Origin of the sequence: Sphingobacterium siyangense (assembly GCF_007830445.1) — a bacterium.
Classification (GTDB): domain Bacteria; phylum Bacteroidota; class Bacteroidia; order Sphingobacteriales; family Sphingobacteriaceae; genus Sphingobacterium; species Sphingobacterium siyangense.
Genome location: NZ_VLKR01000002.1, coordinates 105,734 through 130,261 on the forward strand (window position 1 = coordinate 105,734; position 24,528 = coordinate 130,261).

Here is a 24,528-nt window from a genome sequence, read left to right on the forward strand (position 1 = left end):
TTCAAATGGATACCAAAAATAAATGTACGGTTGTCTACGCAGATGATGCGCTGATTCATCATGTGTTGATGCGAGCTATGGCTCAATCTCATTTATTGGATTTGGTTTATTGTGCTTCCAATGGTAGGGATTTAATCGACTACCTCGATGAAAATGAGCACGAACTTCCTGAAATATGTATATTAGATCTGCATATGCCTGTATTAAACGGGATAGAAACGGCAAAAATCATACGGGAGAGGTTTCCCTCTATTCGAATATTTGGGCTGACATCAAGTAGTGATGAAAATGAACGGATGGAATTGCGGGACGCTGGGGCAGAAGAGATCTTTTCGAAAGAACAGATGCCACTATTAATGAAACAACTTGCTCCTAGCATATAGCTATAAATAAAGAAGAGGTCTAACAGATGTTAGGCCTCTTCTTTATTTTCTAAGGCATCCTTGAATTTAAGAAGTCTAATCCAGGATGGACATTTGCTTAGATCTTTTTTCCATAATCCAACATGGATAAAACTTGTGCTCAAGAAACGTTGTACGTCGAAGACCTGCATATCTTGCTGTATTTCTAACGATTCAGGCAAGTCTTTGGATTGAAAATATTGTTGTAATTCTTCTGGAGTCATACCACAAAAATAGCGTTTTAAATCCTTATCTCCAACCTCCTCCGAGTGCCCGGTACAGATCCACAAATGCATCTAAATGCTGTTGCCTTAACTCGACCAGATCGAGGTCACTGTTTAGGGCATTGCTTTGCGCTGTAATAACCTCTAAATATGTGGCGTAGCCACTTTTAAAGAGTAAACCCGCATTTTTGACGGCAAGATGTGCATTATCGACTCTTTCTTTGGCCAAAGACAATTGCTCCCGTTGCTTGTCGACCGTGACCACTGCGTTAGAGACTTCGGCTACGGCTTCCACGACCTTTTGTTGCAATTGGATTTCGGCTTTATCACGTTCCAATTTAGCGACCTCATATTGTGTTTTCAAGGTTTTGTTTTTGAAAATAGGTGTGGTCAAATTCCCGGTTATTCCACCGAGCAATGCCCCTGGTATATTGAACCAATTTTTGGGGAGCATACTATTTACCCCCAATACGCCGCCCACGGTCAATGAAGGGTAACGCATGGCCTGTTGGATATTGGCATTCGCATTGGCTGCCATCAATTGAAATTCAGATGATCGGATATCTGGTCTATTACGCACAATTTCGATCGGGGAACCGAGTGAAATGTCTTTGCTTTCAGCGAAGAGATGCTCGTAAGAAGTGCCTCTTTTGATGCTATCGGGTAATTTTCCAGTAAGTGTCTGAAGCGCATTTTCCTGGATGACAATTTCCTTTTCGATTTCGGGAACGAGGGATGCCGCCAATAGGCGCTGTGATTGTGTTTGTTGGATCGCCAAGGCGGTGATCTCACCCGCTTCATATTGGAGCTTGATCATACGCAGCGTACTATCGTTCAATTGGACGTTACGTTTGGCAACCTCGATCTTGGCATCGAGCATCAAGAGATTGAAGTAACCTTTTGCGACAGCAGTTATGATAGAGGTTTGTATCGCATTTTTTGCCTCCTGTGTATCCAGATACTCGGCTAACAGCTGCTCCTGTTTGCTACCTATTTTCTTCCAGATATCTATTTCCCAGCTAAAATTAATATCGGAACCAAACATAGATTGATACACGAACATATTTTGCGGTGCTGTTTCACCTTTGTGATCATAATATTTGGTCAGGGGACCACTACCAAAGTCTTTCGATCGCCAGGTACGGTTTCCATTGGCAATTGTCGCATTTACACTCGGCAGATAATTGGCTTTGTTCTGCGCCAAAACTCGGGTTGAAATCTGCAGGTTGAGCAATGCTGTCTTCATTTCAAAATTATTCGCTAAGGCAGAATCAATCAATAGTTTCAATGTGGGATCGTGAAAGAAGGATTTCCAATGGATCAGTCCCATACTGGAGGTGTCTCCGAAATAATCCAGCGTATCGCCACGAAAGTTTTCGGGAAGTTTGAGTTTGGGCTGCACATAATCTTTGCCGATCTTACAGGCATTCATCAGGCCTAAGAGGCCAATGATGATCGATATTCCCGAAAGGTATTTTTTTATGTTTTTCATTATTCTTCCTCTTCTTTAGCTAGTTTATCATGTAGTTTTTCATCCAGGCTTTTGAATACGACAAAGAGTACAGGGATGATAAAGATGCCGAATGCTACACCAAAGAGCATGCCGCCGGCGGCGCTGAAACTGATCGAATGGTTACCGATCGCCGATGGACCAACCGTCCACATCAAGGGTACCAGGCCAGCAACAAATGCCAAACTCGTCATCAAGATTGGCCGTAACCTAAGTTTTGAACCGTTAATGGCAGCTTCGACGATACTTTTACCATTTTTGCGTTCCTGAACGGCAAATTCGACGATCAGAATAGCATTTTTGGCCAAAAGACCAATAAGCATGATGAGTCCTACTTGCACATAAATGTTGTTTTGAAGTCCCACAAGGTTGATCACGGAAAATACGCCGATCAGTCCCACAGGTATAGACAGTAATACTGCCCAAGGAAGAATGTAGCTTTCATATTGAGCGGAAAGCAGGAAGTAGACGAATAGGATACTAAGCGCAAAAATCAATATCGTCTGTGAGCCGGATTGACTTTCTTCATAGCTCATGCCCGTCCATTCAAAACCGTAATTACCCGGAAGTTTGTTGTCGGCCAACTTTTGGATAGCCTGCATCGCATCATCTGTACTATAGCCTTCCGCGGGTGTAATATTTACTGCAATTGCATTGTATAGATTGTAACGCGTGATGGTTTCTGGACCCACAGTCTTTTCTAAGGTCAATATGGTGTTAATAGGCACCATTTCGCCTTTACTGTTTCGCACAAAAATTGAATTGAAGGATTCGGGATCTTTGCGGAAGTCGAAATCTGATTGGACATAAACACGGTATTGGCGACCAAACCGATTAAAATCGCTCGCCTGTACACGCGCAAAATAAGATCGGATTGTGGACATGAGATCTTTGATCTCAACTCCCAGGGATTTTGCCTTTACGGCATCGATATTTACTTCATACTGAGGGAAGTTTGATTTAAAACTTGTGTAGGCACTTCGTATTTCCGGTAAGGTATTGAGCTGGTTGATAAAGGTATCTGCAATGGTGTTAAAATCCCGAATGTCACCACCCATTCGATCTTGAAGAACCATTTCAATTCCGGCAAAGTCGCCAAAACCCTGTACGGTAGGGCGGGGGAATACTGTAAACGTTGCTTCATTGATCTGGGATAGATCATGCCTGATGGTATCCATAAATGCATTGATATTTTTGATGTGCTTGCGTTTGGCATGTGGTTTTAAGGTGATGTAACCAGCGGCAAATGCCGGGCTTGAGCTTCCGTCCAGGGCATTAAAACCAGAAACTGTTGTCATTCCATTGATGTCCTGTCTTTTCTTTAAAATACTATCGGCACGATGAAGAACCTCAGTTGTTCGGCTCAATGAAGCGCCGGGAGGGAGGGCAATGTTGTATGTGATAAATCCATCATCCTCTGTCGGAATAAAACTTTTGGGTGTATTAATCATAAACACAATGCCAAGTGCTGTAATTAAAATTAAGCCTGCCCAGGCTATTTTCTTATTCTTGATCAGTATTTCTACAATCGAGACATAACGGGCGGTCAGTCGATCAAAAGAGGTGTTGAATGCTTTAAAGAAGCGATCTTTAAATTGATTGATTTTGCCGTTTTTTTGATTGGTATGCTGTTGCGGGGCTTTCAGGAGTAGCGCACATAGGGCTGGACTTAATGTCAATGCATTGAGTGCTGAAATCAGAATCGCTGTTGCCAGGGTGTAAGCAAACTGGCGATAAAAGATACCTGCTGGCCCTTCCATAAATCCTACAGGCAAAAATACAGCAGCCATGACCATGGTTATGGACAGGATGGCTCCCGTAATTTCGGACATCGTCGATAATGTAGCGGCTCTGGGTTTCATTCCTGTGCTGTGCATTTTTTCGTGGATGGCCTCAACGACGACAATGGCGTCATCCACTACGATTCCAATAGCTAACACCAGGGCAAACATCGTGAGGACATTGAGCGAAAATCCAAAAAGCTGCAGAAAAAAGAAGGTTCCCACCAATGAAACCGGGATTGCAATTGCAGGGATCAAGGTGGATCTAAAATCTTGCAGGAAGATAAAGACAATAATAAATACCAGGATAAAGGCTTCAAAAAGGGTGTGCTCAACTTGGTTGATCGATTCATCGATCTGGTCACGTACAGAGTAGGTTACCTCATAGTGTATGCCTTTTGGAAATGTTTTTGATTGTTCCTCGAGAACCTTTCTGACGGCAATATCAATATCATGGGCGTTGGAACCACTGGTTTGTGTTAAGTTGAGTGTAAGACCGGGATGTCCATTTACTTTATTGTCGCTGCTTAGATTTGTAGCACCGAATTCGACGCGTGCCACATCTTTTAAATAGAGCACTGAACCGTCGGTGTTGGTTTTGATCACAATACTCTGGAATTCCTCCGGTGTGGTGAAACGCCCTTTATGACGGATCACTGTTTCGAAAGCTTCATCTGAGGTTTCTCCAAATTTACCGGGGGCAATCTCAAAGTTTTGATCTTTTATAGCGTTGGTAACATCTTGTGGGACGAGGTTATAAAGGGCTAGTTTTTCGGGATTCAACCAAAGTCGCATCGCATAATCCCGTGCTCCTAAACGGGAAACCTGGGCTACACCATCAACACGCAGCAAAGGCCGCATCAGGTTAATCTGTGCATAAGCCTGGAGAAAAGTTTCGTCGTAGGCACTATCCTGATGATCAGAGTAGAGATTGATGGTCATAATGACACCCGTTTGCCGTGGCATGACCGTGATTCCGGCCTCATTTACTTCTGCGGGAATGGAACTGATTGCTTTGGAAATCCGTGTCTGTACGTTGACTGAGGCAATATCAGGATTGGTACCTGTCTTAAAATAGACCGACACACTTCCCGATCCTGAATTGGAGGCAGATGACTTGATATAGGTCATATCCTCTACACCATTGATGGCTTCTTCGATAGGTAGTAAAACGCTTTTTGCTACAGTCTCAGCATTAGCTCCCGGATAACTTAGTGAAACAAGCACACTTGGTGGTGCAATTTCTGGAAAACGCGAGACAGGCAGAAGTTTTAGCCCAACTAAGCCCAAGATTACCAGGATAATGGAAACCACCGTGGCTAATACAGGCCTATTTATAAATGTTTTTAGCATATATATGGAATTTTAAACACGCTACATGAAGTGTACAGTATACCCGACACCTTGTAGCATGTAAAAATGATAGATAATTATTTCTGTAAAATCGGGGTTACTGGTGAACCGTCGGTCAATTTGTCAAATCCACTGGTAATAACGCGATCGTTTTCCTGTAGTCCTGAGTAGACGATATAATTGTTTTTACTTTTGCCTGTCAGTTGGATATTTCGTTTTTGTGCTTTGTTGTTTTGGTCCAGTATATACACGAAGGTTTTATCCTGCAATTCATTGACTGCAATCTGAGGGATTTGAAGAACGTCTTTTTTAACCTCTGCAATTTTAAGTGTACCACTACTTCCGGACCGAAGTATATTGTCGTGATTTTGAAATGTCGCACGCAAGGAGATCGCACCTGTAGTACGGTTGATCTGACCATTGACGGCATCCACTATACCTTTTTTTGCGTATTCTTCGCCATCCGCAAGGACGAGCGTAACTTCGGGAAATACAAGCTTCTGATTCTGGTTGTATTTTTTCCCTTCTAGGCTATCTTTTTTTGCCTGTGCTTTGGAAAAATAAAGAAAGTCAGATTCATTCATGGAGAAATAAACATAGACTTCCTGGATATCTGAAAGATAGGTGAGGGGTTCTTTATCACCTTTTGAGACCAGATTCCCGATACGTTTTGGGATCCGACCAATGTAACCGCCTACCGGAGCGGTGATAACCGTAAAATCCTTACTGATCTGAGCGGAACGTACGGCTGCGATGGCTTGATCCAGTGTCGCCTTGGCTACCTGATAGTCTGATTTGGCCGATGCCAGTCTGACATCGGAGATAACGTCGTTTTGAACCAGCGGTTTCAATCGGTCGACTTCGAGCTGTGCATTTTTAAGTTTGGCTCTGGCGACCTGCTCTGTAGCAACCATGTTATTGAGATTTTCCTGATAAGTAGAGGGGTCTACTTTGAACAGTTTCTGGCCTTTTTGAACAAAAGAACCTTCATCGATATAAATTTCCTGAAGCAGTCCTTCGACCTGTGGGCGGACCTCAACGTTAACTTTACCTTCTATGGTGCCCAAATAATCCTTGATGGTGGTAGCATCTGATTTAGTGACGGTATAGACGGGCAAGGCCACGTTTTTTTCTTTGGTTTTATTTTCTTTTGAAGAACTTGAAGAACAACTTACCTGTGTGGCTAAGGCTGAACAAATCAATAGGGATACTTTAAAAATAGATAATGTTTTTTTCTTCACAATGCTTGATTAATTTTTACGATATATGTGTTGGGTAATATGAATATTACAATATAAACGCCAAATAGTTTAATTATTGTGAAGATTAACATTTGTTAACATCTCAAATTTTAGTTAATAACTGTTCAATTATTAATCAATAATAATGTTTAATAGTTTTAAGTATTTGATAGTTATTGTTTTATAGAGAGGAGTGCATCATATTTTCCCGCCAAAGGAAAATATGATGTTGCTTGCATTGTACCTTAGAATTTAAGGTGCTTCACGGTCAATCCGTTATTGATAAGCTGTTTTAAAGCATCAATACCTATACCGATATGTTCTTCCACATATTTTGCTGTAACTGTTACATCACTGACCGAAGTTTTTACTCCTTCTGGCACCATCGGTTGATCTGAAACTAGCAGTAAAGCACCTGTTGGAATCTTGTTGGCAAATCCGACGCTGAATATCGTTGCGGTTTCCATATCAACGCACATGGCACGGATTGATTTTAAATATTTTTTGAAAGCTTTGTCATGTTCCCAAACCCGTCTATTGGTGGTGTATACCGTTCCAGTCCAGTAATCGCGTTGGTGATCCCGAATTGTAGTGGATATGGCCTTTTGCATGGCGAAGGCAGGTAATGAAGGTACTTCGGGTGGAAAGTAGTCATTAGATGTTCCCTCGCCGCGGATAGCGGCAATTGGAAGAATCAATTCACCTACAGGAATTTTTTTCTTGATCCCCCCGGTCTTACCCAAGAATAGAACGGCTTTTGGTGCAATTGCTGATAATAGATCCATAATGGTTGCGGCCATTGGACTTCCCATTCCGAAATTGATAATGGTGATACCTCCGGCAGTGACGGATTGCATCGGTTTGTCTTCCCCGTAAATAGGAGCATTATCATGCATTTCAGAAAACAGGTGGATATATTTTGAAAAGTTCGTTAAAAGGATATACTCCCCAAACTCTTCCAAAGGCCTTCCCGTATAACGGGGAAGCCAGTTGTTCACGATTTCTTCTTTGGTTTTTAAACCTGGTGTGATCGGACTATTTACGGTATTCTTTGCACTTCTCTTTGTTGTCATAGTCATTAAATTTAATTTCTTGAATCTCTTATCTTCCTGTCAACATTCCGTTATGGCTATGTTATTATTGTAATATAAGATTTTTAATTCTTTTCTAAAAAAAAATCCCGTTCAGCGAACGGGATTTTTTTAAGCGACTTTAAGCTTTTTTAAATCGGACTTTTCGAATTTTTTCTTCGCATAGTCCAAGGTAATTTCTAATGCTTTCTGTCCCGTTTGTTCTTTTGTTGACGGAATCTCAAACATGGCATCCAGCATAATGGCTTCGCATATGCTGCGGAGGCCACGGGCTCCAAGTTTAAATTCGTCAGCTTTATCAACAATAAACGTATATACGTCAGGATCAAATTTTAGTTCGATACCTTCGTATTCAAACAACTTCTTATATTGTTTTACCAATGCATTTTTTGGTTCAGTCAAAATGCTCAGTAAAGTTTCCTTATCCAATGGATTTAAGTAAGTCAATACAGGAAGACGGCCAATTAACTCTGGAATTAAGCCAAAGTTTTTTAAGTCTTGAGGAGTAATATACTTGTATAGATTATTCAAGTCAATTTCCTCTTCGTCTTCGTTCATTTTATAACCTACTGTTTGCGTGCGCAGACGGTTTGCAATTTTCTTTTGAATACCGTCGAATGCACCACCACAGATAAATAGAATATTACTTGTATTGACTGCGATCATTTTTTGATCCGGGTGTTTACGGCCGCCTTGAGGTGGAACGTTTACAACCGTACCTTCTAAAATCTTCAATAAAGCTTGCTGCACACCTTCACCCGATACATCTCTTGTAATAGACGGATTGTCGCTTTTACGTGCGATTTTATCAATCTCATCGATATAGATAATACCGCGTTCTGCAGAGGCTACATCATAATCTGCTGCTTGCAATAAACGTGTTAATATACTTTCTACGTCTTCCCCTACATACCCTGCTTCTGTCAATACAGTTGCATCCACAATACAGAAGGGGACGTTGAGTATCTTGGCAACAGTTTTTGCAAGCAAGGTTTTACCTGTACCGGTTTCACCAACGATAATCAAATTGGATTTTTCGATTTCAATCTCGTCTTTATCCACTTTCTGATTTAAACGTTTATAGTGATTATAAACTGCTACTGAAATTACTTTTTTAGCATCATCCTGACCGATTACATATTGATCCAGGTGAGTTTTAATCTCCAAAGGACGGATCAACTTTAAAGCAGTCTGTAAAGTTTTACTTTTTCGTTGTTTTAATTCTTCTGCCAAGATTTCGCCTGCCTGCTGGATACATCTGTCACAGATGTGTGCTCCGTTGCCTGCAATAAGCATCTGGGCTTCATTTTTGCTTATGCCACAAAACGAACAGTGAATGTCTCTATCGTTATTCTTTGCCATTGTTATTTAATAATCTCCTTCTTAGGAAGTAAAATCTCGTCAATCATACCGAATTCTTTGGCTTCATTGGCTCTCATCCAGTAATCGCGATCTGAAGATTTTTCTACCCATTCGTAAGTTTGTCCAGAATGATCTGAAATAATGGTGTATAATTCTTCTTTCAATTTCATCATCTCACGTAAGTTGATTTCCATATCGGCAGCAACTCCTTGTGCACCACCGGAAGGTTGGTGAATCATGACGCGTGAGTGACGTAAGGCTGCACGTTTGCCTTTTGCACCAGCAACCAAAAGAACAGCTCCCATAGACGCAGCAATACCTGTACAGATCGTCGCTACATCTGGCGTGATATATTGCATAGTATCATAAATTCCTAGTCCAGCGTATACGCTTCCACCTGGTGAATTGATGTAGATTTGGATATCACGTTGTGCATCGGTAGATTGTAGGAACAAGAGCTGTGCCTGAATAATGTTGGCTACCTGATCATCAATACCGCTGCCTAAAAATATGATACGGTCCATCATCAAACGCGAAAACACATCCATTTGAGCAACGTTCAATTGACGTTCTTCAACGATGTAAGGTGTAAGGTTTGTCGGAATGCTTGTCTCTGTACGAGCAATGAAGCTATCAACATGTTGGCTTCCAATACGGTGATGCTTTACTGCATATTTTCTGAATTCGTTTTTATCTATATTCATCTTTTTATTTTTTCTATTCTGTAGGACTAATATAAAACTATATTTTAAAAATCAAATAAATTGAAAAGATGTTTTACATCTACTTTACATTTTTTCGGTGATCTCCTTTCAAGACCTGGGGGACACTGTATCTCCGGATTAATTCTTTATCTATTTCATGCATAGCTCCTTAGTCAATTTCGTTGTAGTTGGGGAGGTCTTCTAAAAATTCGTAAGACGCGTTGATAAAATCAATTTTACAATAGTAATGATTCATGCCATTGCTCACTAATAGGTATGGTATACGATGAACCGTATTATAATTTGCAATTTGCTCAAATACCTGTTGGGTGATTTTTATATGTGGCGCTTTAAACTCGGCTAACACGACCTTATGCCCGCTACTGTTGTAAATCAATAAATCACTTCGTTTCTGAAGGTTATTTAATTTCAATCCGCCTTCAATATGCATCAGTGATTTGGGGTAATTTTTCATGAGCGACAAATAATTGATCCAATGTTGTCTAACCCATTCCTCCGGTGTTAATACCAAGTCCTTTTTTCTGAGCTCATCAAAGATGTAAATCGAATTGTTCTTCTTGGATATTTTAGCTTTAAATGGCGGTAAGTTCAGTGGAGTCGGTGAAAACATACACAAATATACTAAAATATTAGCAAAAGAAATAAATTCGTCAAGTCCGAAGGATGGTGTTTTTTTGACTAGTCTGATTTTTTAGGCCGGGGGAAACCCGAGGTCTGTATTTATGATGCGATTACTTAACGAGATGGTGAAAGTTATGTTGCTAAATGTTCATGGCATTAAATCAATAGTTTAATGTAATCGCGATACATGAGTCAATTATAAAAGCGTAATTTTACGGAGTTACTCGGTTGAATTGCCATTAAAATCGTAATTTTGCTTCGCATAAAAAGCCCATGGTCGAACTCGAAAGACATTTTGATATGTGGTGACATGGGGGTATTTTAGCCTTCGCAGATGGCTTGGATACCGAAAACAAATCTGGGCAACTGATCTATTGCGGACGAATAAATAGACTATATATATGAACATAAATCCGATCTTATCCGATATTAAGAACAGGTCTTTTAAACCAGTGTATTTATTGCAAGGGGAGGAGAGTTATTTCATTGATACCATTGCCGACGCTTTGGAAGCAACCGTATTGAATGATGCGCAGAAAGGCTTTGATCAATCGATTTTTTACGGAAAAGATATCGATATCTCTACGATTGTCAATGCAGCAAAGAGGTATCCTATGCTAAGTGACTATCAGGTGATTATTATCAAGGAGGCACAGGAGCTAAAATGGAAATCGGATACGGAAGAACTGTTGACTAAATACCTGGAACATCTTACACCGACAACCATTCTTGTGTTTTGTTTTAAACATGGGAAATTTGACAAACGCAAAAAGATCTATAAGGTCTTTGAAAAAAAAGGACTAGTTGTTGATGCTGCCAAACTATACGACGATAAGGTGGGCCCTTGGATCGGAGCTTATGTGAAAGATGCCGGCTGGCGCATTCATCCGCAAGCGACGATGATGATTGCGGACTATCTCGGTAATGATCTGTCCAAAGTGTCCAATGAACTTGACAAGCTCATGCTTAATGTTCCAAAGAGTCAAGAGATCAGCATGGAAGATGTTGAACGAAATATTGGTATCTCCAAAGATTATAATGTTTTTGAATTAAATACTGCATTGGCTAAACGTAATGCCCTAAAAGCTTATCAGATCGTTGATTATTTTGTGGCCAACCCCAAAAATAATCCGCTGGTAATGGTCATTGGACAAATTGCCACCTACTTCACGAAGATTCTCAAATACCATTATCTGATCGACAAATCGGTCGCAGCAAAAGAATTGGGGGTACATCCTTTCTTTTTGAAAGAATACGAGCTTGCTGCAAGAAATTACAACCGGCGGAAAACTTTCGATGTGCTCAATGTATTGAAGGAGAGTGATTTAAAATCTAAAGGTGTCAATGTGCCGAGCAATTTCAATAGTGAAGAGATTTTAAAAGAAATGATCTATCGGATACTTAACTAATCCCATCCAACAGCAAGAACACCAGAAATGGTGTTTTTTTTTACACAAATTTAATAATTAAACACTTGTTTAAATTAAACGTTTGTTTAACTTTGTCGCGCATTTAGCGAGAACGTATTTTATAATCGCTATGAATATGCGATTGTATCTTTAAAAGATCGAGGTTTAAAATGGAATTTAACGAGAAACAGATTGATATTCTGCTTGCAGCAGAGCGTCTTTTTGCAACAAAAGGATTTGATGGGACTTCCGTTCGTGATATCGCCAATGAGGCGAATGTGAATGTTGCGATGATCAACTATTATTTTGGATCAAAGGACAAGCTACTGGATACGTTTTTTGAATGGCGTGTTCCTGATTTTATGATCAATGTGGATGAGTTGGCGCTTGTCGATAATGCGTTGGATAAAATTGACGCTATGGTGGATAAATCGTTTAAGTCCATGAACTCGCATCGTAAACTGTATCATATCATCACCATTGAAAGTTCGTTAAAACAACGCATGCTGATCTCGGAGGCTTTTCGCAAACTCAAGCTGCACAATCTTGAAGTGATATCGTCTGTTATCAATGCGGGGGTAGAACAGGGTGTATTCAAAGCGGGTTATGATCCCATCTTGATCCACTCCATGATGATGGGCGTATTTATGAATTTTCAGATGAATCATTGTTTTTTACAGGATCAGTTGCATATCGATAACGATGAGGACTATGCAAATTATATAGAAACAACTTTAACAGAATTTATACAGAAAACAATTAAAGCTTTATTGACATATGAAAAATAAGTTGGCCAATTTGAGTGCTTTATTGCTTTTAAGTCCTATGGGTCTGTTGGCGCAAGACAACAAACACATGACTTTGGAAGAGATAATTCACTTGGCCGCAAATCAAAGCGTGGAAGCAAAGTCTACCGATACGAAGATATTGGGGAGACAGCTCGAAGTCGAAACTGCCAAATCGAAACAGCTTCCTGATGCAAAATTGAGTGGACAATACATGGCTATGACTACTCCAAATGTGAATTTAAAGTTGGCTTTAGGTGAGGGGGGCTCTGCTCCGGATATTGCTGCAAACCAATTGTGGTTGGGACAGGCTTCGGTGAGTATGCCAATCTATACAGGTGGACGTATTAAAGGTGGAATTAATATTGCAAAAGATGTATTAAAAGCCGAGGAATACAACGCTGTAGCAAGTAAAGAACAACTGGCTATACGTGCAGTGAATCTTTATTTAAGTCTTTATAAGGCTCAGCAAACCAACTTGTTGATTGCTGAAAACATCAAGCAGTCTGAGCAGCGTGTTTCGGATTTTAAAGCGATGCTTGACAATGGTTTGATCGCGCGTAACGACCTGTTAAAAGCAGAACTGCAGCTTTCAAATTATCAGGTTTCGCTTCAGGAAGCACAGAAAAATATCAAGGTGCTGAATTATCAATTGGCTAATTTTTTGAAAATTGATGCGGATACGCAGTTGGATCAGATCAATCTGGCTGAGGTGAACGGTGTTGATTTGGGTTTAAAAGCATCTTATGACGCTGCGAAAACCTCGCGTTCTGATGTGAAATCTTTGGAGTCACAACGGTTGGTTGCAGAGGACCAGTTGAAGGTAACAAAAGCATCTACATTGCCACAGGTTTCTGCAACGGCAGGTTATAATGCTTTTGGTTTGCAAAAAGTGGTTACCGTAACAAATGCGGCCATGGTAGGTGTAGGTGTATCCTACGACATCGGTTCACTTTATAAAAACAAAAGAGAAGTGAATGTTGCGAAAAATCATATCAGGGAAATTGATGAGCACATTGAATTATTAAACGATAAGGTGAAAGTGCAGGTTCAACAGGCCAATGAAAACTATATGCTGGCACAAAAGCAGGATGTGGTTTACCATCAGGCGGTGGATCAGGCAGTTGAAAATTATCGTATTACAAAAGATAAGTACGATAATGGTATTGCGGATACGGACGATTTGTTAACGGCCGACGTACAGCAACTTCAAAGCAAGATCAATCTTGCGATCAGCAAAGCAAATACCATTGAAAAATATTACGACCTGCTGTTAGCAAATGGGTCTTTAAACATTAAATAGCAATTAATCTAGACATGGAAAATACAGTAGAAAACGCACCTGAAAAGAAAGGTACAAATAAAAAATTCACAATTATTTTGGCTGCATTGGTCATCTTCGGAGGAGCCTATGGTGCTTATAAATATATGCACGGTCAGGCGCATGAAACGACAGACGATGCGCAGGTAGAGAAAAATATGAGTCCGATCATTCCACGTGTTGGTGGGTTTATCTCGAAAGTGTACGTAAAAGATAATGATTTGGTAAAAAAAGGGGATACGTTGTTCACCATTGAGAGCCAAGATTATCAGGTTCGTGTGGATGAAGCGCTAGCAGCCTTGGCAGCAGCTCAAAGTAGCTTTGATGTTTCAAAGGCAGATGTATCTGCATCTTCGGCGAATGTAGCCATCTCGGATGCAACGATCCAATCTAATTTGGGCAGCATCGATGCAGCACGTATTCGTGCTAAGCAAGCGAATAATGATTATATCCGCTACCAAAACTTATACAACAATCAGTCAATTACGAAACAACAGTATGAGCAGGCATTAACAGCGAAATTGGAAGCTGACAAGCAGGTTGAAATTTTGCAACAACAACGTAACGCCAGTGCTTCACAACGTAATGCAGTCGTGAGTAAGACTACAGTAGCTTCAAAGCAAACTTCTGTTGCTGAGGCAAATATAAAAAGAGCGAATGCGCAACTTGAAGCGGCTAAATTGAACCTTTCTTATACTGCAGTACTTGCTTCTGTGGATGGCCAGGTATCGAATATCAAGGTACAACCAGGGCAGATGGTCAATCCAGGTCAATCTTTGTTCTACATTGTAGATAATATTGAAACTTGGGTCGTTGCTAACTTTAAGGAGACGCAATTGGAAAAAATAAAACCTGGACAAAAAGTCGGTATTAAAGTGGATGCTTATCCTGCTATTGAGTTTGAAGGCGAGGTAAACTCTTTCTCTCCAGCCACTGGTTCACGTTTCTCTTTATTGCCTCCAGATAATGCAACGGGTAACTTTGTAAAGACTGTTCAGCGTTTACCCGTAAAGATCAAATTGACAAAAGACAATAAAGCAGAAAATGTGGCTTTGCTCAGACCGGGCATGAATGCTGACGTAGATGTGCATGTTAAATAACTATGGAAAATTTAAATCAACAAGATAGTCTGGTTGAATATGGTTTTCGTCGCGTTGTAATCACGATTACAGCGGTGCTTTGTGCGCTGTTGGAAATTGTGGATACAACGATTGTCAATGTGGCCCTGAACGATATGAAAGGTTCATTGGGGGCGACGCTGACGGATGTCGCATGGGTTATCACAGCTTATGCAATTGCCAATGTAATTGTGATTCCGATGACCAGCTGGTTGTCCCAACAGTTTGGGCGTAGAAATTACTTTGCGGCTTCTATTATCATATTCACAGTATCTTCATTTTTGTGCGGTAATGCAACCAATATGTGGGAGCTTGTTGCATTTCGCTTTATACAAGGGATGGGTGGGGGAGCCTTACTGGTTACAGCCCAGACTATTATCACGGAAAGTTATCCCAAAGAAAAACGTAGTATGGCCCAAGCTATCTACGGGATGGGCGTCATTGTTGGTCCTACATTAGGGCCGCCGTTGGGTGGGTACATCATCGATAACTTCTCTTGGCCTTATATCTTTTATATCAATGTGCCGCTTGGCATTATTGCGACCTTGTTGACCTTATCTTTTGTACGCAGTCCTAAATACAGTCAAAAGCAGTCTGCTAGGGAAGTGGATTGGTTCGGTATGATATTTTTGATCATGTTTATTGGTTCACTTCAGTTTGTATTGGAACATGGACAACAGGATGACTGGTTTGACGATCCTTTGATTTTAGGCTTATCGATTTTGTCTGTCTTTGGATTACTGTTTTTTATATGGCGGGAGTTGGTGTACGATAAACCGATTGTTAACCTGCGTGTATTGAAGGATAAGAATTTACAGGTGGGTGTGGTGATGAGCTTTATTCTTGGTTTTGGCTTGTTCGGATCGACCTTTATTATTCCAATCTATACGCAGTCGATATTGGGATGGACGGCAACAGATGCGGGTTTGCTCTTGTTACCGAGTTCGATTATGACCGGTATCATGATGCCTTTTATCGGTAAGATGATCCAAAATGGTGTTCCTCAGAAGTATATGGTTGCTTTAGGGCTATGTATCTTTTTTGGCTTTTGTTTTTGGATGTATAGCCTCATGACAAACGATACAGGTTCGGAGCATATGTTTTGGCCATTGATTCTCCGCGGAGTTGGCCTAGGATTGTTGTTTGTGCCTGTTATGACACTGTCTTTATCAACATTACATGGTAAGTCAATCGGTGAAGGAGCTGCTTTTACAGGGATGATGCGTCAATTGGGTGGTTCATTTGGAATTGCTTTGATTACGACATTTATCGCCCGTGATAGCCAAAAACACCGTGTTGATCTGGTAGCTAATTTAGATCCAAGTAAGTTTGATGTGCAACAACGGGTGCAGCAATTGCAGATGAGTTTTCAGGCGAAAGGTTTTTCACCTAATGAGGCTTTGGCCAAAGCGCATCAAATATTAGACTTGAGTGTGATGAAACAAGCAACAGTGCTATCTTACATGGATGTGTTCCTGTACCTCGGGGTTGTCTTTCTGATTTGTGTCCCTTTTGTATTGATGATCAAACAGGGGAAAACACAGATCGATATGTCCAGTGTACATTAATATTGGATTCGTCTGCTGCGCTGTTATCATAGTGCACCATCAGTGAAGAACAATTTATCGTTCAATCAGAAGTCCTCAAAAGTGTTTAACTTTTGAGGACTTTTTTTGTGCACGTTCTTTTGTGGTAGAAAATCACGTTGAGTTGGCATTTCTTTTTGAGTTGGCGTTTGTTATTGTAGGGGCGTTAGAAAGCATACATTTTTGTCCATTGAAAAACCTGATTTAAAATTGATTGTTTAATAATAAAGAGTTTGGAAGAATTGATCTTTTGGCATCAGAAAAGATGGTTCTTGTTGAATTGCGATTAAGGTAGATTTTTTGTCTTCAAAATAGCGACTGCATGTATACAGAAAAACTTAATTTTTTGGCGTTTATCATTCCCTTATTTTTAATCTTGATGGTGTTGGAATATTGGTATAGCCTCAAAAAACAGAAACGTTTTTATTCTTTTGATGAATCGATCTCAAATCTCAATGTTGGTATCGTCGAGCGTATGTGTGATATGTTTTCTGTTAGTTTATTTTACTTTTTTTTCGTTTGGGTGTATCAAAACTTTGCGATATTTCGCATTGAAGCGAATGTTTGGACCTGGGTTATACTTTTTCTATTTACAGATTTTCTCTGGTATTGGTATCATCGCTATAGCCATGAAATAAACTTGTTGTGGGCAGCTCATGTTGTACATCACCAAAGTGAAGATTATAACTTTACCGTAGCAGCCCGGATCACAATATTTCAAGCCGTTTTCCGTTCGTTATTTTGGGCTTTTATTCCCCTTTTGGGATTCCCTCCCTTTATGATGACCACTATTTTGTTGATTCATGGCGTATATCCATTTTTCTCCCATACGCAGACCGTAGGAAATTTGGGGATTTTGGAGCGTGTATTTGTAACGCCATCTCACCACCGGGTGCATCATAGCAGCAATGAAATCTATTTGGATAAAAATTATGGAGATATCCTGATTATTTGGGACAAGCTATTCGGAACATTTATCCCGGAACAAAAAGAAGAACCTTGTGTCTATGGACTCACAAAGCCCATTCATCGCTACACTTTTCTATGGCAGCATTTTCATTATTTATTTGAAATTGGTCTATCATTTAAGCGGGCCGAAGGATTTAAAAACAAAATGCGGACTATATTTGGTAGGCCTGACGATATACAGCCTGAAATTCGAGAAGAACTGGAAGAGCGCATATTCGCAGGAGCTAGGCCACAAGTTCATGCACAGGTATTAAGCCGCTATATCTTTTTTCAGTCCATGCTGACGATGCTCCTGCTTTTCTTTTTTTTGCTTTATGGTAATTATCAGCAACTCATACAACTCCTTATTGGCGGAGGATTTATTCTCTGTAGCGTCATTTGTATTGGGGGACTTCTAGAACATGAAGACTGGGTTTTTCCACTTGAGATGCTTCGGCTATTCTTATTACTACTGTATATCAGTCTAACTTTTTATTCACCATTGGGGCTTGTTTTGGTAGGATGTTTCGCTTTGATTCAATTGATTTTTTATAAAACATTAGCAGGTCACTATAAAAAAGTTTTGCGTCTTGAAAGATGTTGAAAATTGCATTCTGAAAAGCCATTCCCTCTGAATGATAGATGCGGTCAAATTTATGAAGTGTTACTGTCAATTATTGGCCTGCTGCTGTAATTAAGTCCGCAAATGATTGACAATAGGATCTGGCCATAATATCCCAGCTATATTGTTTTAGGGTATTTTGTTTAAATTGTAGGCTCAGGCTTTTATAATGGACTGGATTTGCTAAAATGGCTTGAAGTTGTTCAATCCATGCATTTTGGTTTTTGCTTGCCAGGAGCAGGCCATTGCAATTATGTGTCACGGCGCTTGTAATTCCTTCTAATTCGGCGGCCACAACAATGGTGCCTGCTGTAGAAGCCTCCAAACAGACGAGCCCAAAGCCTTCCATATCTCCGGGCACTTCAATATTGGGCATCAAGAAGGCCTGTGCGTTGGTCAAGAGGCTTTGTAGTTGTTCGAATGGCACTTTTCCAAGATGTTCAATTTTTTCGGGGTACGCTTTCAGTAATTTTCTGATCTCCCCCTGATCGGTCGGAAATCCGAGGAATAAGGTGATTAAATGATTTATCTTTTTGGGTATAAGCTGCAATAGGCGTTCTTTCCATGTAGGCTCGTGATCGAATGGACCTACCATCAGTAATTTGAAATCACCCTGGATAGCGGGAATGACATGTTTCATCAACCACGAGAAGCCCTTCCGTTTAACAGGGCGTCCCAAAGTGATAAAATAGGGCTTGCTTTGGCAGGCTGATTCATTGTTTGCAGTGGAGTGGTGTATCGGATCTACACCGTTGGGTATAACAATAATTTTGGATGGATCGATACCACGTAACTGGGCGGCGTCGGCGGTAGCTTGGCTAACCGCAATAAGCTGATCAAATGTATTAAACCGCGGTATGATCTTACGTTGAAAATAGCGAAAGGGAAATACAATATCCAGTCCGTGAAGCGTGGCAACTCGTTTTAAATGGGAATATCCTTTGTGAAAAGAGGCTAAAGACGCAATTAAACCATCATTAAAGTGAATAAGCTTGATGCCGGGGTTATCGTTAATTTTGGCTAGAATTCGGCGATTCAGCTGGAAGAAGAAAGCTAAAAGAGGTTCCCGGTTGTCATAGACTAAGGTGTGTACCTTCAAGTAAAGAGCCGCAGTATTGATCAGTTCAAAGCTTTGTTTTTCCATACCGCCAACACTTGGGGGATATTTGTGGCTGACAAATAGTATTTCTATTTCAGATGGATACATGTACTGGTTTCCTTTTGATGCATAGATAAAATATAAAACCCAACGCTACCCAGATGAGCTGTCGGCCGCGACGTAATAATGAAGCACTGAGCCAAATACTACCCCCAGTAATACCGATCATATGGAGTAGGAGCTTATTGGCGATTTCTTCAATACCCAGTTGCCCTGGAATAAAAGCACCGATGCTTTTCAGCACAATGACACTCATATCTACTATTAAACCATGTATTGGTTGTACTGCAACACCCAAAAATTTTAGAATATAATAGAATTCAAGGCTGCCAATAATCCAATGTAGTGCAAAAAGTAAGTAAGAATACCAAAAAACCTTATTTTGATGCCGATAAAAGTCTTTTACGTTCCAAAGTAGTGACTGAAAATGCGCTTTTGCTTTTCCAAAAAGTGTTGCTGTTGAAGCCTTGGTTTGCGAGGGACTTTTTGCAACCATTAACCAATAAAATATCAGGATCATCAAAAGGAACAAAAATAGACAGATAATATATATTACCGGGCCTGCGTAGCGTATAATTTCATTTTTTAAGGGAGAAAATACCAACCAAAGCATCGCAATCAAAAAGAGTGTCAATTGAGACAGTACGGCGGTAATACGGGATATTGCAACTGAATTCAATCCTTCTTTTAAGGGGATGTCATAACGGGTTATCAATTGTGCCTTTAATAAATCACCACCTATAATGCTTGTAGGGTTGAATAGTCCAACGGTTTCCCCGATTTGACGGATGGCAAAGAGTTCGATCAGATTGACCTTCTTTTTTGCGGAGCCCAAGCATATCCACCAAGCTAATGTGCCAACAAAATAGGCCGCGAAAGTCGTAAACAAAATAATTATAAAGCGATAACCAACGGAGGAGAGCTCTTTTTTCAAGGCATTTAAGTCGCTTTTCGCTAAAAAGACAGTTATGGACGCCAGAATCAAAAATAGAAAAATACCTTTGATGAGTTGGCTTGGGTTTGTTAGTTTGCCCATGCCAAATCGACTTCCTGTGTTTTGTCAATCAATAGTTCAATGTCATTAAAATAGCACCCAGATAGTCTATTCCAATCCAGTTGTCCGACATAGGATAGACCTTCATTGATGAGATTCTTTTTTAGGCTCACGTCAGAGAGAATTTTTTTGAGGTAGTAAACATATCCAGCTGCATTTTCAGGTTGACACTTAAATCCATTTTTCCCGTGCTGAATCAAGGAAGCCGAACCCCCACCATCGGCGATAACACAAGGAAGTCCGGATGCCAATGCTTCGACAACGACATTTCCGTACGTTTCTGAGACCGACGGAAAAACAAAGGCATCTGCCGAAGCATATAGAATTGCAAGCTCATCATGGCTTTTCTTTCCTAAGAAAATGGCATTAGGCATCTCTTGCATTGCAATTATTTTGGCTGTTCCTTCACCGACAACAATGAAATTATAGTTAAGATTCTGAGCTTGTATCTGTTGATAGATTTCGATAAGCGTTTTAATATTTTTTTCCCAGACGATACGACTGACAAAGAGGATTGTTGGTTTGTTATTCTTTGTGATAGTCTGCAGCTGAGATAGATTCTTTTTATTGGGGTTAAACAAGGCTGTGTCTATTCCTCTTTGCCACAGTTTTAATCCTTCTTGTTGTAATCCGATCTGCTGTAATTCGTTTAGAATAGATTTGGTGGGTACATAGACAATATCACATTTGTTATAAAAGTTATTCATTGCTTTTTTCATCCATTGTTCAGTTGGCTTGACCAAGGGGAGTATGTTTTTGAAATAATAGGCAATGTATGAAATGAAGTGTGTATGATATATCGTAAGGACAGGAATACCTTTTCGTTTGGCATAATTTAATGCAAAAAAGCCTAAAAGCGAAGGCGTTGCAATATGGATCATGTCGGGAGCAAATTTATCTAAGGCGAGCTCAAGTTTCTTTTTAATAAGCTGAGGAATAGCGAGACAATAATCGTCGTTGACCGGTATTTTGAACGTGGGTACCTTGTAAGAATGAAAATTGCGAAATTGCGTAGGGCCGCCACCATAAATAAAAAAATAGTTGAATTTCTGCTGGTCTATACGGTTTATTAGCTGAAACATTGTCCGTGATGCACCGTCAAAATCCTCGACGAGTATCTCTGTAAAGAAGGCTACCTTTCTCATGTTATTCTTATTAGGGGTTGTATAAAAATAGCTGAAAGCTGTAACTCCTATGCTATGCAGGTATTAACCTTTTGTCATTATAGTGTTTATAAATTATTAGTTTTTAATAATTTGTGCATAATTATTAAAAATAGAATTAATTGAATATGATAATAGAGCTAATGTTGGCGCAGTAGCTTTGGAGTGAACGAAATATTCAATCCATGCTATTAGATCTATTGTTCGAAAAAAAAATTAGACCTAAGGGTTTTCGAAAGATTGTCATCTTATTTATTTGTGCGTCTGCCGGTGTTATGCTGGGTTTTAAGTTGAAGCCAAAACAACAGCCAAAGCTCAGTAATGCTGTGTATGCAGCTATGCCGGAAGCGACTTACGGAAAGCTAAATTTGTTAACGTACAATATAGCTGGCCTTCCTGAATTGATTTCCAGTGCTGTAACCGAGCGGTCTTCCAGTATTACGTCGATCGGCAATCGGATCAATGGGTTTGATATTGTCAATGTGCAGGAAGATTTTAACTACAACAAGTTCCTCTACAGCGAAAATAAGCATAGCTACCGAACGGCAAATATGGGAGGGGTACCTTTTGGGGACGGACTGAGCACACTTTCAAAATATCCTATTGTTGAGTTTGAGCGGGTAGGCTGGACTGATTGCAATGGTGCAGATTGTCTGACTCCAAAAGGCTTTTCTTATGCTCGAATTCAATTGGCCAAAGACGTATTTATTGATGTTTATAATGTACATGCGACTGCTCAGGATGATCCGAATGCAACGATTGCCCGGCAGAAGAATATGAATCAGCTAAAGGCCTATATTAAAAAGTATTCGGCTGACAGACCACTTTTGATTATGGGCGACTTTAATGCACATTATGCTTATGAGCTGGATAACATCGGTTCTTTTCAGAAGGACTTAGGTTTGGTAGATGCATGGGTAAGTTTACGCAATAAAGGTAATATTCCTGGGCATCAAGTGAATTTTGAAGCGAAAACAGCATTGGAGTTGACAGAGGATTGCGAAGGTATTGATAAAATTTACTATCGCAATAACCATCATTTGCTATTTGAGGCAAAGAATTATCAGGTTCAAAAAAAGCTTTTTCAAAACGAAAAGGGACAGGATTTATCCGACCATTGTGCGGTGTCCTTACAATTAGGTTGGCGTGTTGTCAAGCCTTCGGTTCAATAAAGTAAAACTTTCTCAATTCTTTCATATCAATCGCGATTAGCACTGAACCCCTCAGTGCTTTTTTATTGCGCATCAAAAAAGCCCCATAAAATGAATTATGGAGCCTTTATTAAATTGGGATAAATTATCTTATTTATACATTTCTTCACGTTGTGCTTTCACCACATCGCTATTAATGTATTCATCGTAAGTCATCAATTTGTCGATGATACCTTTCGGCGTCAATTCGATGATTCTATTTGCAACAGTTTCAGTCAATTCGTGGTCACGGGATGTGAACAACATTGATCCTTTAAAATCAGACATTCCATTGTTCAATGCAGTGATAGATTCCAAATCCAAGTGGTTGGTTGGTTCATCAAAGATTAGGAAGTTGGCACCTTGAAGCATCATGCGAGAAAACATACAACGCATTTTTTCTCCCCCTGAAAGTACAGATACTTTCTTCATAACTTCTTCTCCAGAGAACAACATTTTCCCTAAAAATCCGCGTATAAATTGTTCGTCTGCCTCTGGGTTAGTTGTATAGTCTCTCAACCAATCGACCAAATTATCACTTTTTCCTTCGAAGAATGCGGCATTTTCAATCGGCATATCGGCAGGAGTGATGGTAACGCCCCATTTGAATTCGCCACTGAAATCGGTGTCTCTACCAGTTATAATATCATAAAATGCTGTGGTAACCAATGAATTTGGACCTAGAACAGCGATTTTATCGCCTTTATTAATCATAAAGGTAATATCCTTGAAGAATACCTCACCATTGACCGTTTTGCTTAATCCTTCGACTTGCAGCGTTTGATCTCCTGGTTCACGATTCATGGTATTGAACATGATGGCAGGATATTTACGGTTGGACGGTTTAATCTCGTCAATATTAATTTTATCCAATGCTTTCTTACGAGAAGTAGCTTGTTTGGATTTGGAAGCGTTGGCAGAGAAGCGACGGATAAATTCCTGAAGTTCTTTCACTTTATCTTCCATTTTCTTGTTTTGATCAGAACGTTGCTTTAACGCTAATTGAGAAGATTCGTACCAGAACGAGTAGTTACCCGTATAGATTGTCATCTTACCAAAATCAATATCCACCGTATGCGTACATACAGCATCCAAGAAGTGACGGTCGTGGGATACAACTAAGACGATTGCCTCGTAACTCGCTAAAAAATCCTCTAACCATGCGATGGTATTAATATCCAAATCATTGGTAGGCTCATCGAGAATCAAAATATCTGGTTTGCCAAATAATGCTTGCGCTAAGAGTACGCGGACTTTTTGGTTACCGTCAATTTCAGAAACTAACTTATAATGTAGTTCTTCTTTAATGCCCAAACTGCTCAATAAAGTTGCGGCATTAGATTCGGCATTCCATCCATCCATTTCAGCAAAAAGACTTTCCAGTTCGCCAGCACGTTCGCCGTCGGCATCAGAGAAATCCTCTTTCATGTAAATGGCATCTTTCTCTTTCATGATTTTGTAAAGCTCTTGGTTACCCATCATGACAGTTTCAAGAACAGTAAACTCATCGAAAGCATAGTGATCCTGACTTAAAACAGACATGCGTTCGCCTGGCGTGAATGCCACTGAACCTGTCGAAGGATCAACTTCCCCTGAGATAATTTTTAAGAAAGTAGATTTACCTGCTCCATTAGCGCCAATAATACCGTAACAGTTTCCAGGTGTGAATTTTAGATTGACATCTTCGAATAGTACACGTTTACCAAAACGAAGGGAGAGATTTGACACATTAATCATGCTGCAAAGATACGTTTTAATATTGTATTTTTAACTATTTACGGTGATCAGTTTCAGGAGAAATTGAAGAGAGTAATGTTGGGGAAATCAACTGTTTTTAGCTTCTTTGGCGAACCTGTATGCGCTG

At 40.0% G+C, this 24,528-nt stretch carries 20 protein-coding genes; 8 read left to right on the top strand and 12 right to left on the bottom strand.

The features are described from left to right. The first annotated feature begins 5 nt into the window (after positions 1 to 5). On the top strand, positions 6 to 383 hold the full coding sequence (locus tag IQ31_RS02780; protein ID WP_088162127.1) for a response regulator: 378 nt from the start codon (positions 6 to 8) through the stop codon (positions 381 to 383). A gap of 29 nt (positions 384 to 412) precedes the next feature. Here the strand turns inward: IQ31_RS02780 and IQ31_RS02785 are convergent, their stop codons facing one another. From IQ31_RS02785 to IQ31_RS02820, 8 genes are all read right to left on the bottom strand, one after another. Next, positions 413 to 625, bottom strand: a complete 213-nt coding sequence (locus IQ31_RS02785) for a DUF6965 family protein (RefSeq protein WP_120332699.1) — start codon at positions 623 to 625, stop codon at positions 413 to 415. Between the two features lie 25 nt (positions 626 to 650). Then, positions 651 to 2,117 carry an efflux transporter outer membrane subunit gene (locus tag IQ31_RS02790; protein WP_088162125.1) on the bottom strand — a complete coding sequence of 489 codons (1,467 nt, stop codon included), beginning with the start codon at positions 2,115 to 2,117 and terminating at the stop codon, positions 651 to 653. Then, positions 2,117 to 5,269: an efflux RND transporter permease subunit gene (locus IQ31_RS02795; protein ID WP_088162124.1), complete on the bottom strand. Its 3,153-nt coding sequence runs from the start codon at positions 5,267 to 5,269 to the stop codon at positions 2,117 to 2,119. Before IQ31_RS02795 ends, IQ31_RS02790 begins: the two co-directional genes overlap by 1 nt. A gap of 77 nt (positions 5,270 to 5,346) precedes the next feature. Beyond that, positions 5,347 to 6,510, bottom strand: a complete 1,164-nt coding sequence (locus tag IQ31_RS02800; RefSeq protein WP_232475553.1) for an efflux RND transporter periplasmic adaptor subunit — start codon at positions 6,508 to 6,510, stop codon at positions 5,347 to 5,349. A 245-nt stretch (positions 6,511 to 6,755) separates the two neighbouring features. Continuing rightward, on the bottom strand, positions 6,756 to 7,589 hold the full coding sequence (locus IQ31_RS02805) for an AMP nucleosidase (protein ID WP_198385934.1): 834 nt from the start codon (positions 7,587 to 7,589) through the stop codon (positions 6,756 to 6,758). A gap of 123 nt (positions 7,590 to 7,712) precedes the next feature. Then, a complete protein-coding gene (gene clpX / locus IQ31_RS02810; RefSeq protein WP_070565518.1) occupies positions 7,713 to 8,963 on the bottom strand; it encodes an ATP-dependent Clp protease ATP-binding subunit ClpX in 1,251 nt (416 codons plus the stop codon). A 2-nt stretch (positions 8,964 to 8,965) separates the two neighbouring features. After that, the gene (gene clpP / locus IQ31_RS02815; RefSeq protein WP_046674530.1) at positions 8,966 to 9,667 is read right to left on the bottom strand and encodes an ATP-dependent Clp endopeptidase proteolytic subunit ClpP; all 702 of its coding nucleotides are present in this window, start codon (positions 9,665 to 9,667) and stop codon (positions 8,966 to 8,968) included. Between the two features lie 169 nt (positions 9,668 to 9,836). Continuing rightward, on the bottom strand, positions 9,837 to 10,298 hold the full coding sequence (locus tag IQ31_RS02820; protein WP_088162121.1) for a type I restriction enzyme HsdR N-terminal domain-containing protein: 462 nt from the start codon (positions 10,296 to 10,298) through the stop codon (positions 9,837 to 9,839). A gap of 412 nt (positions 10,299 to 10,710) precedes the next feature. Here IQ31_RS02820 and holA point away from each other — a divergent pair, with 412 nt between their 5' ends. From holA to IQ31_RS02850, 6 genes are all read left to right on the top strand, one after another. Further along, positions 10,711 to 11,718, top strand: coding sequence for a DNA polymerase III subunit delta (gene holA, locus IQ31_RS02825; protein WP_145327048.1), 1,008 nt, complete (start codon positions 10,711 to 10,713; stop codon positions 11,716 to 11,718). Positions 11,719 to 11,888: 170 nt separating this feature from the next. Further along, positions 11,889 to 12,506, top strand: a complete 618-nt coding sequence (locus IQ31_RS02830; RefSeq protein ID WP_075993267.1) for a TetR/AcrR family transcriptional regulator — start codon at positions 11,889 to 11,891, stop codon at positions 12,504 to 12,506. Further along, complete coding sequence (locus tag IQ31_RS02835; RefSeq protein ID WP_088162119.1) at positions 12,496 to 13,806, top strand: TolC family protein; 1,311 nt, start codon at positions 12,496 to 12,498, stop codon at positions 13,804 to 13,806. The genes IQ31_RS02830 and IQ31_RS02835 overlap by 11 nt, the downstream gene beginning before the upstream one ends. Before the next feature lie 14 nt (positions 13,807 to 13,820). Continuing rightward, complete coding sequence (locus IQ31_RS02840; RefSeq protein WP_088162118.1) at positions 13,821 to 14,924, top strand: HlyD family secretion protein; 1,104 nt, start codon at positions 13,821 to 13,823, stop codon at positions 14,922 to 14,924. Between the two features lie 2 nt (positions 14,925 to 14,926). After that, positions 14,927 to 16,510, top strand: coding sequence for an MDR family MFS transporter (locus tag IQ31_RS02845; RefSeq protein WP_120332704.1), 1,584 nt, complete (start codon positions 14,927 to 14,929; stop codon positions 16,508 to 16,510). 340 nt (positions 16,511 to 16,850) lie between these two features. Continuing rightward, positions 16,851 to 18,080 carry a sterol desaturase family protein gene (locus tag IQ31_RS02850; protein ID WP_208734098.1) on the top strand — a complete coding sequence of 410 codons (1,230 nt, stop codon included), beginning with the start codon at positions 16,851 to 16,853 and terminating at the stop codon, positions 18,078 to 18,080. Positions 18,081 to 18,150: 70 nt separating this feature from the next. Here IQ31_RS02850 and IQ31_RS02855 read toward each other — a convergent pair whose 3' ends face one another. From IQ31_RS02855 to IQ31_RS02865, 3 genes are read right to left on the bottom strand one after another with little or no spacing between them, the layout of a single operon-like run. After that, complete coding sequence (locus IQ31_RS02855) at positions 18,151 to 19,242, bottom strand: glycosyltransferase family 4 protein (protein ID WP_158638783.1); 1,092 nt, start codon at positions 19,240 to 19,242, stop codon at positions 18,151 to 18,153. A gap of 49 nt (positions 19,243 to 19,291) precedes the next feature. Then, positions 19,292 to 20,293, bottom strand: a complete 1,002-nt coding sequence (locus IQ31_RS02860; protein WP_145327050.1) for a lysylphosphatidylglycerol synthase transmembrane domain-containing protein — start codon at positions 20,291 to 20,293, stop codon at positions 19,292 to 19,294. Further along, the gene (locus IQ31_RS02865) at positions 20,281 to 21,456 is read right to left on the bottom strand and encodes a glycosyltransferase family 4 protein (protein WP_145327051.1); all 1,176 of its coding nucleotides are present in this window, start codon (positions 21,454 to 21,456) and stop codon (positions 20,281 to 20,283) included. Before IQ31_RS02865 ends, IQ31_RS02860 begins: the two co-directional genes overlap by 13 nt. Positions 21,457 to 21,659: 203 nt before the next feature. On the opposite strand from IQ31_RS02865, the gene IQ31_RS02870 reads away from it, so the two are divergent. Next, a complete protein-coding gene (locus tag IQ31_RS02870) occupies positions 21,660 to 22,646 on the top strand; it encodes an endonuclease/exonuclease/phosphatase family protein (protein ID WP_145327052.1) in 987 nt (328 codons plus the stop codon). A 129-nt stretch (positions 22,647 to 22,775) separates the two neighbouring features. Here the strand turns inward: IQ31_RS02870 and IQ31_RS02875 are convergent, their stop codons facing one another. Beyond that, the gene (locus IQ31_RS02875) at positions 22,776 to 24,401 is read right to left on the bottom strand and encodes an ABC-F family ATP-binding cassette domain-containing protein (RefSeq protein WP_088162112.1); all 1,626 of its coding nucleotides are present in this window, start codon (positions 24,399 to 24,401) and stop codon (positions 22,776 to 22,778) included. Positions 24,402 to 24,528: the final 127 nt, after the last annotated feature.

What these genes read in the sequence shown, in the direction of transcription:
- clpX (WP_070565518.1), bottom strand. Translation starts at nt 8,963, where the DNA reads ATGGCAAAGAATAACGATAGAGACATTCACTGTTCGTTTTGTGGCATA.
- IQ31_RS02785 (WP_120332699.1), bottom strand. Translation starts at nt 625, where the DNA reads ATGACTCCAGAAGAATTACAACAATATTTTCAATCCAAAGACTTGCCT.
- IQ31_RS02860 (WP_145327050.1), bottom strand. Translation starts at nt 20,293, where the DNA reads ATGGGCAAACTAACAAACCCAAGCCAACTCATCAAAGGTATTTTTCTA.
- IQ31_RS02835 (WP_088162119.1), top strand. Translation starts at nt 12,496, where the DNA reads ATGAAAAATAAGTTGGCCAATTTGAGTGCTTTATTGCTTTTAAGTCCT.
- IQ31_RS02795 (WP_088162124.1), bottom strand. Translation starts at nt 5,269, where the DNA reads ATGCTAAAAACATTTATAAATAGGCCTGTATTAGCCACGGTGGTTTCC.
- IQ31_RS02870 (WP_145327052.1), top strand. Translation starts at nt 21,660, where the DNA reads ATGCTATTAGATCTATTGTTCGAAAAAAAAATTAGACCTAAGGGTTTT.
- IQ31_RS02805 (WP_198385934.1), bottom strand. Translation starts at nt 7,589, where the DNA reads ATGACTATGACAACAAAGAGAAGTGCAAAGAATACCGTAAATAGTCCG.
- IQ31_RS02850 (WP_208734098.1), top strand. Translation starts at nt 16,851, where the DNA reads ATGTATACAGAAAAACTTAATTTTTTGGCGTTTATCATTCCCTTATTT.
- IQ31_RS02845 (WP_120332704.1), top strand. Translation starts at nt 14,927, where the DNA reads ATGGAAAATTTAAATCAACAAGATAGTCTGGTTGAATATGGTTTTCGT.
- IQ31_RS02830 (WP_075993267.1), top strand. Translation starts at nt 11,889, where the DNA reads ATGGAATTTAACGAGAAACAGATTGATATTCTGCTTGCAGCAGAGCGT.
- IQ31_RS02875 (WP_088162112.1), bottom strand. Translation starts at nt 24,401, where the DNA reads ATGATTAATGTGTCAAATCTCTCCCTTCGTTTTGGTAAACGTGTACTA.
- IQ31_RS02780 (WP_088162127.1), top strand. Translation starts at nt 6, where the DNA reads ATGGATACCAAAAATAAATGTACGGTTGTCTACGCAGATGATGCGCTG.
- holA (WP_145327048.1), top strand. Translation starts at nt 10,711, where the DNA reads ATGAACATAAATCCGATCTTATCCGATATTAAGAACAGGTCTTTTAAA.
- IQ31_RS02855 (WP_158638783.1), bottom strand. Translation starts at nt 19,242, where the DNA reads ATGGAAAAACAAAGCTTTGAACTGATCAATACTGCGGCTCTTTACTTG.
- IQ31_RS02820 (WP_088162121.1), bottom strand. Translation starts at nt 10,298, where the DNA reads ATGTTTTCACCGACTCCACTGAACTTACCGCCATTTAAAGCTAAAATA.
- clpP (WP_046674530.1), bottom strand. Translation starts at nt 9,667, where the DNA reads ATGAATATAGATAAAAACGAATTCAGAAAATATGCAGTAAAGCATCAC.
- IQ31_RS02790 (WP_088162125.1), bottom strand. Translation starts at nt 2,117, where the DNA reads ATGAAAAACATAAAAAAATACCTTTCGGGAATATCGATCATCATTGGC.
- IQ31_RS02865 (WP_145327051.1), bottom strand. Translation starts at nt 21,456, where the DNA reads ATGAGAAAGGTAGCCTTCTTTACAGAGATACTCGTCGAGGATTTTGAC.
- IQ31_RS02840 (WP_088162118.1), top strand. Translation starts at nt 13,821, where the DNA reads ATGGAAAATACAGTAGAAAACGCACCTGAAAAGAAAGGTACAAATAAA.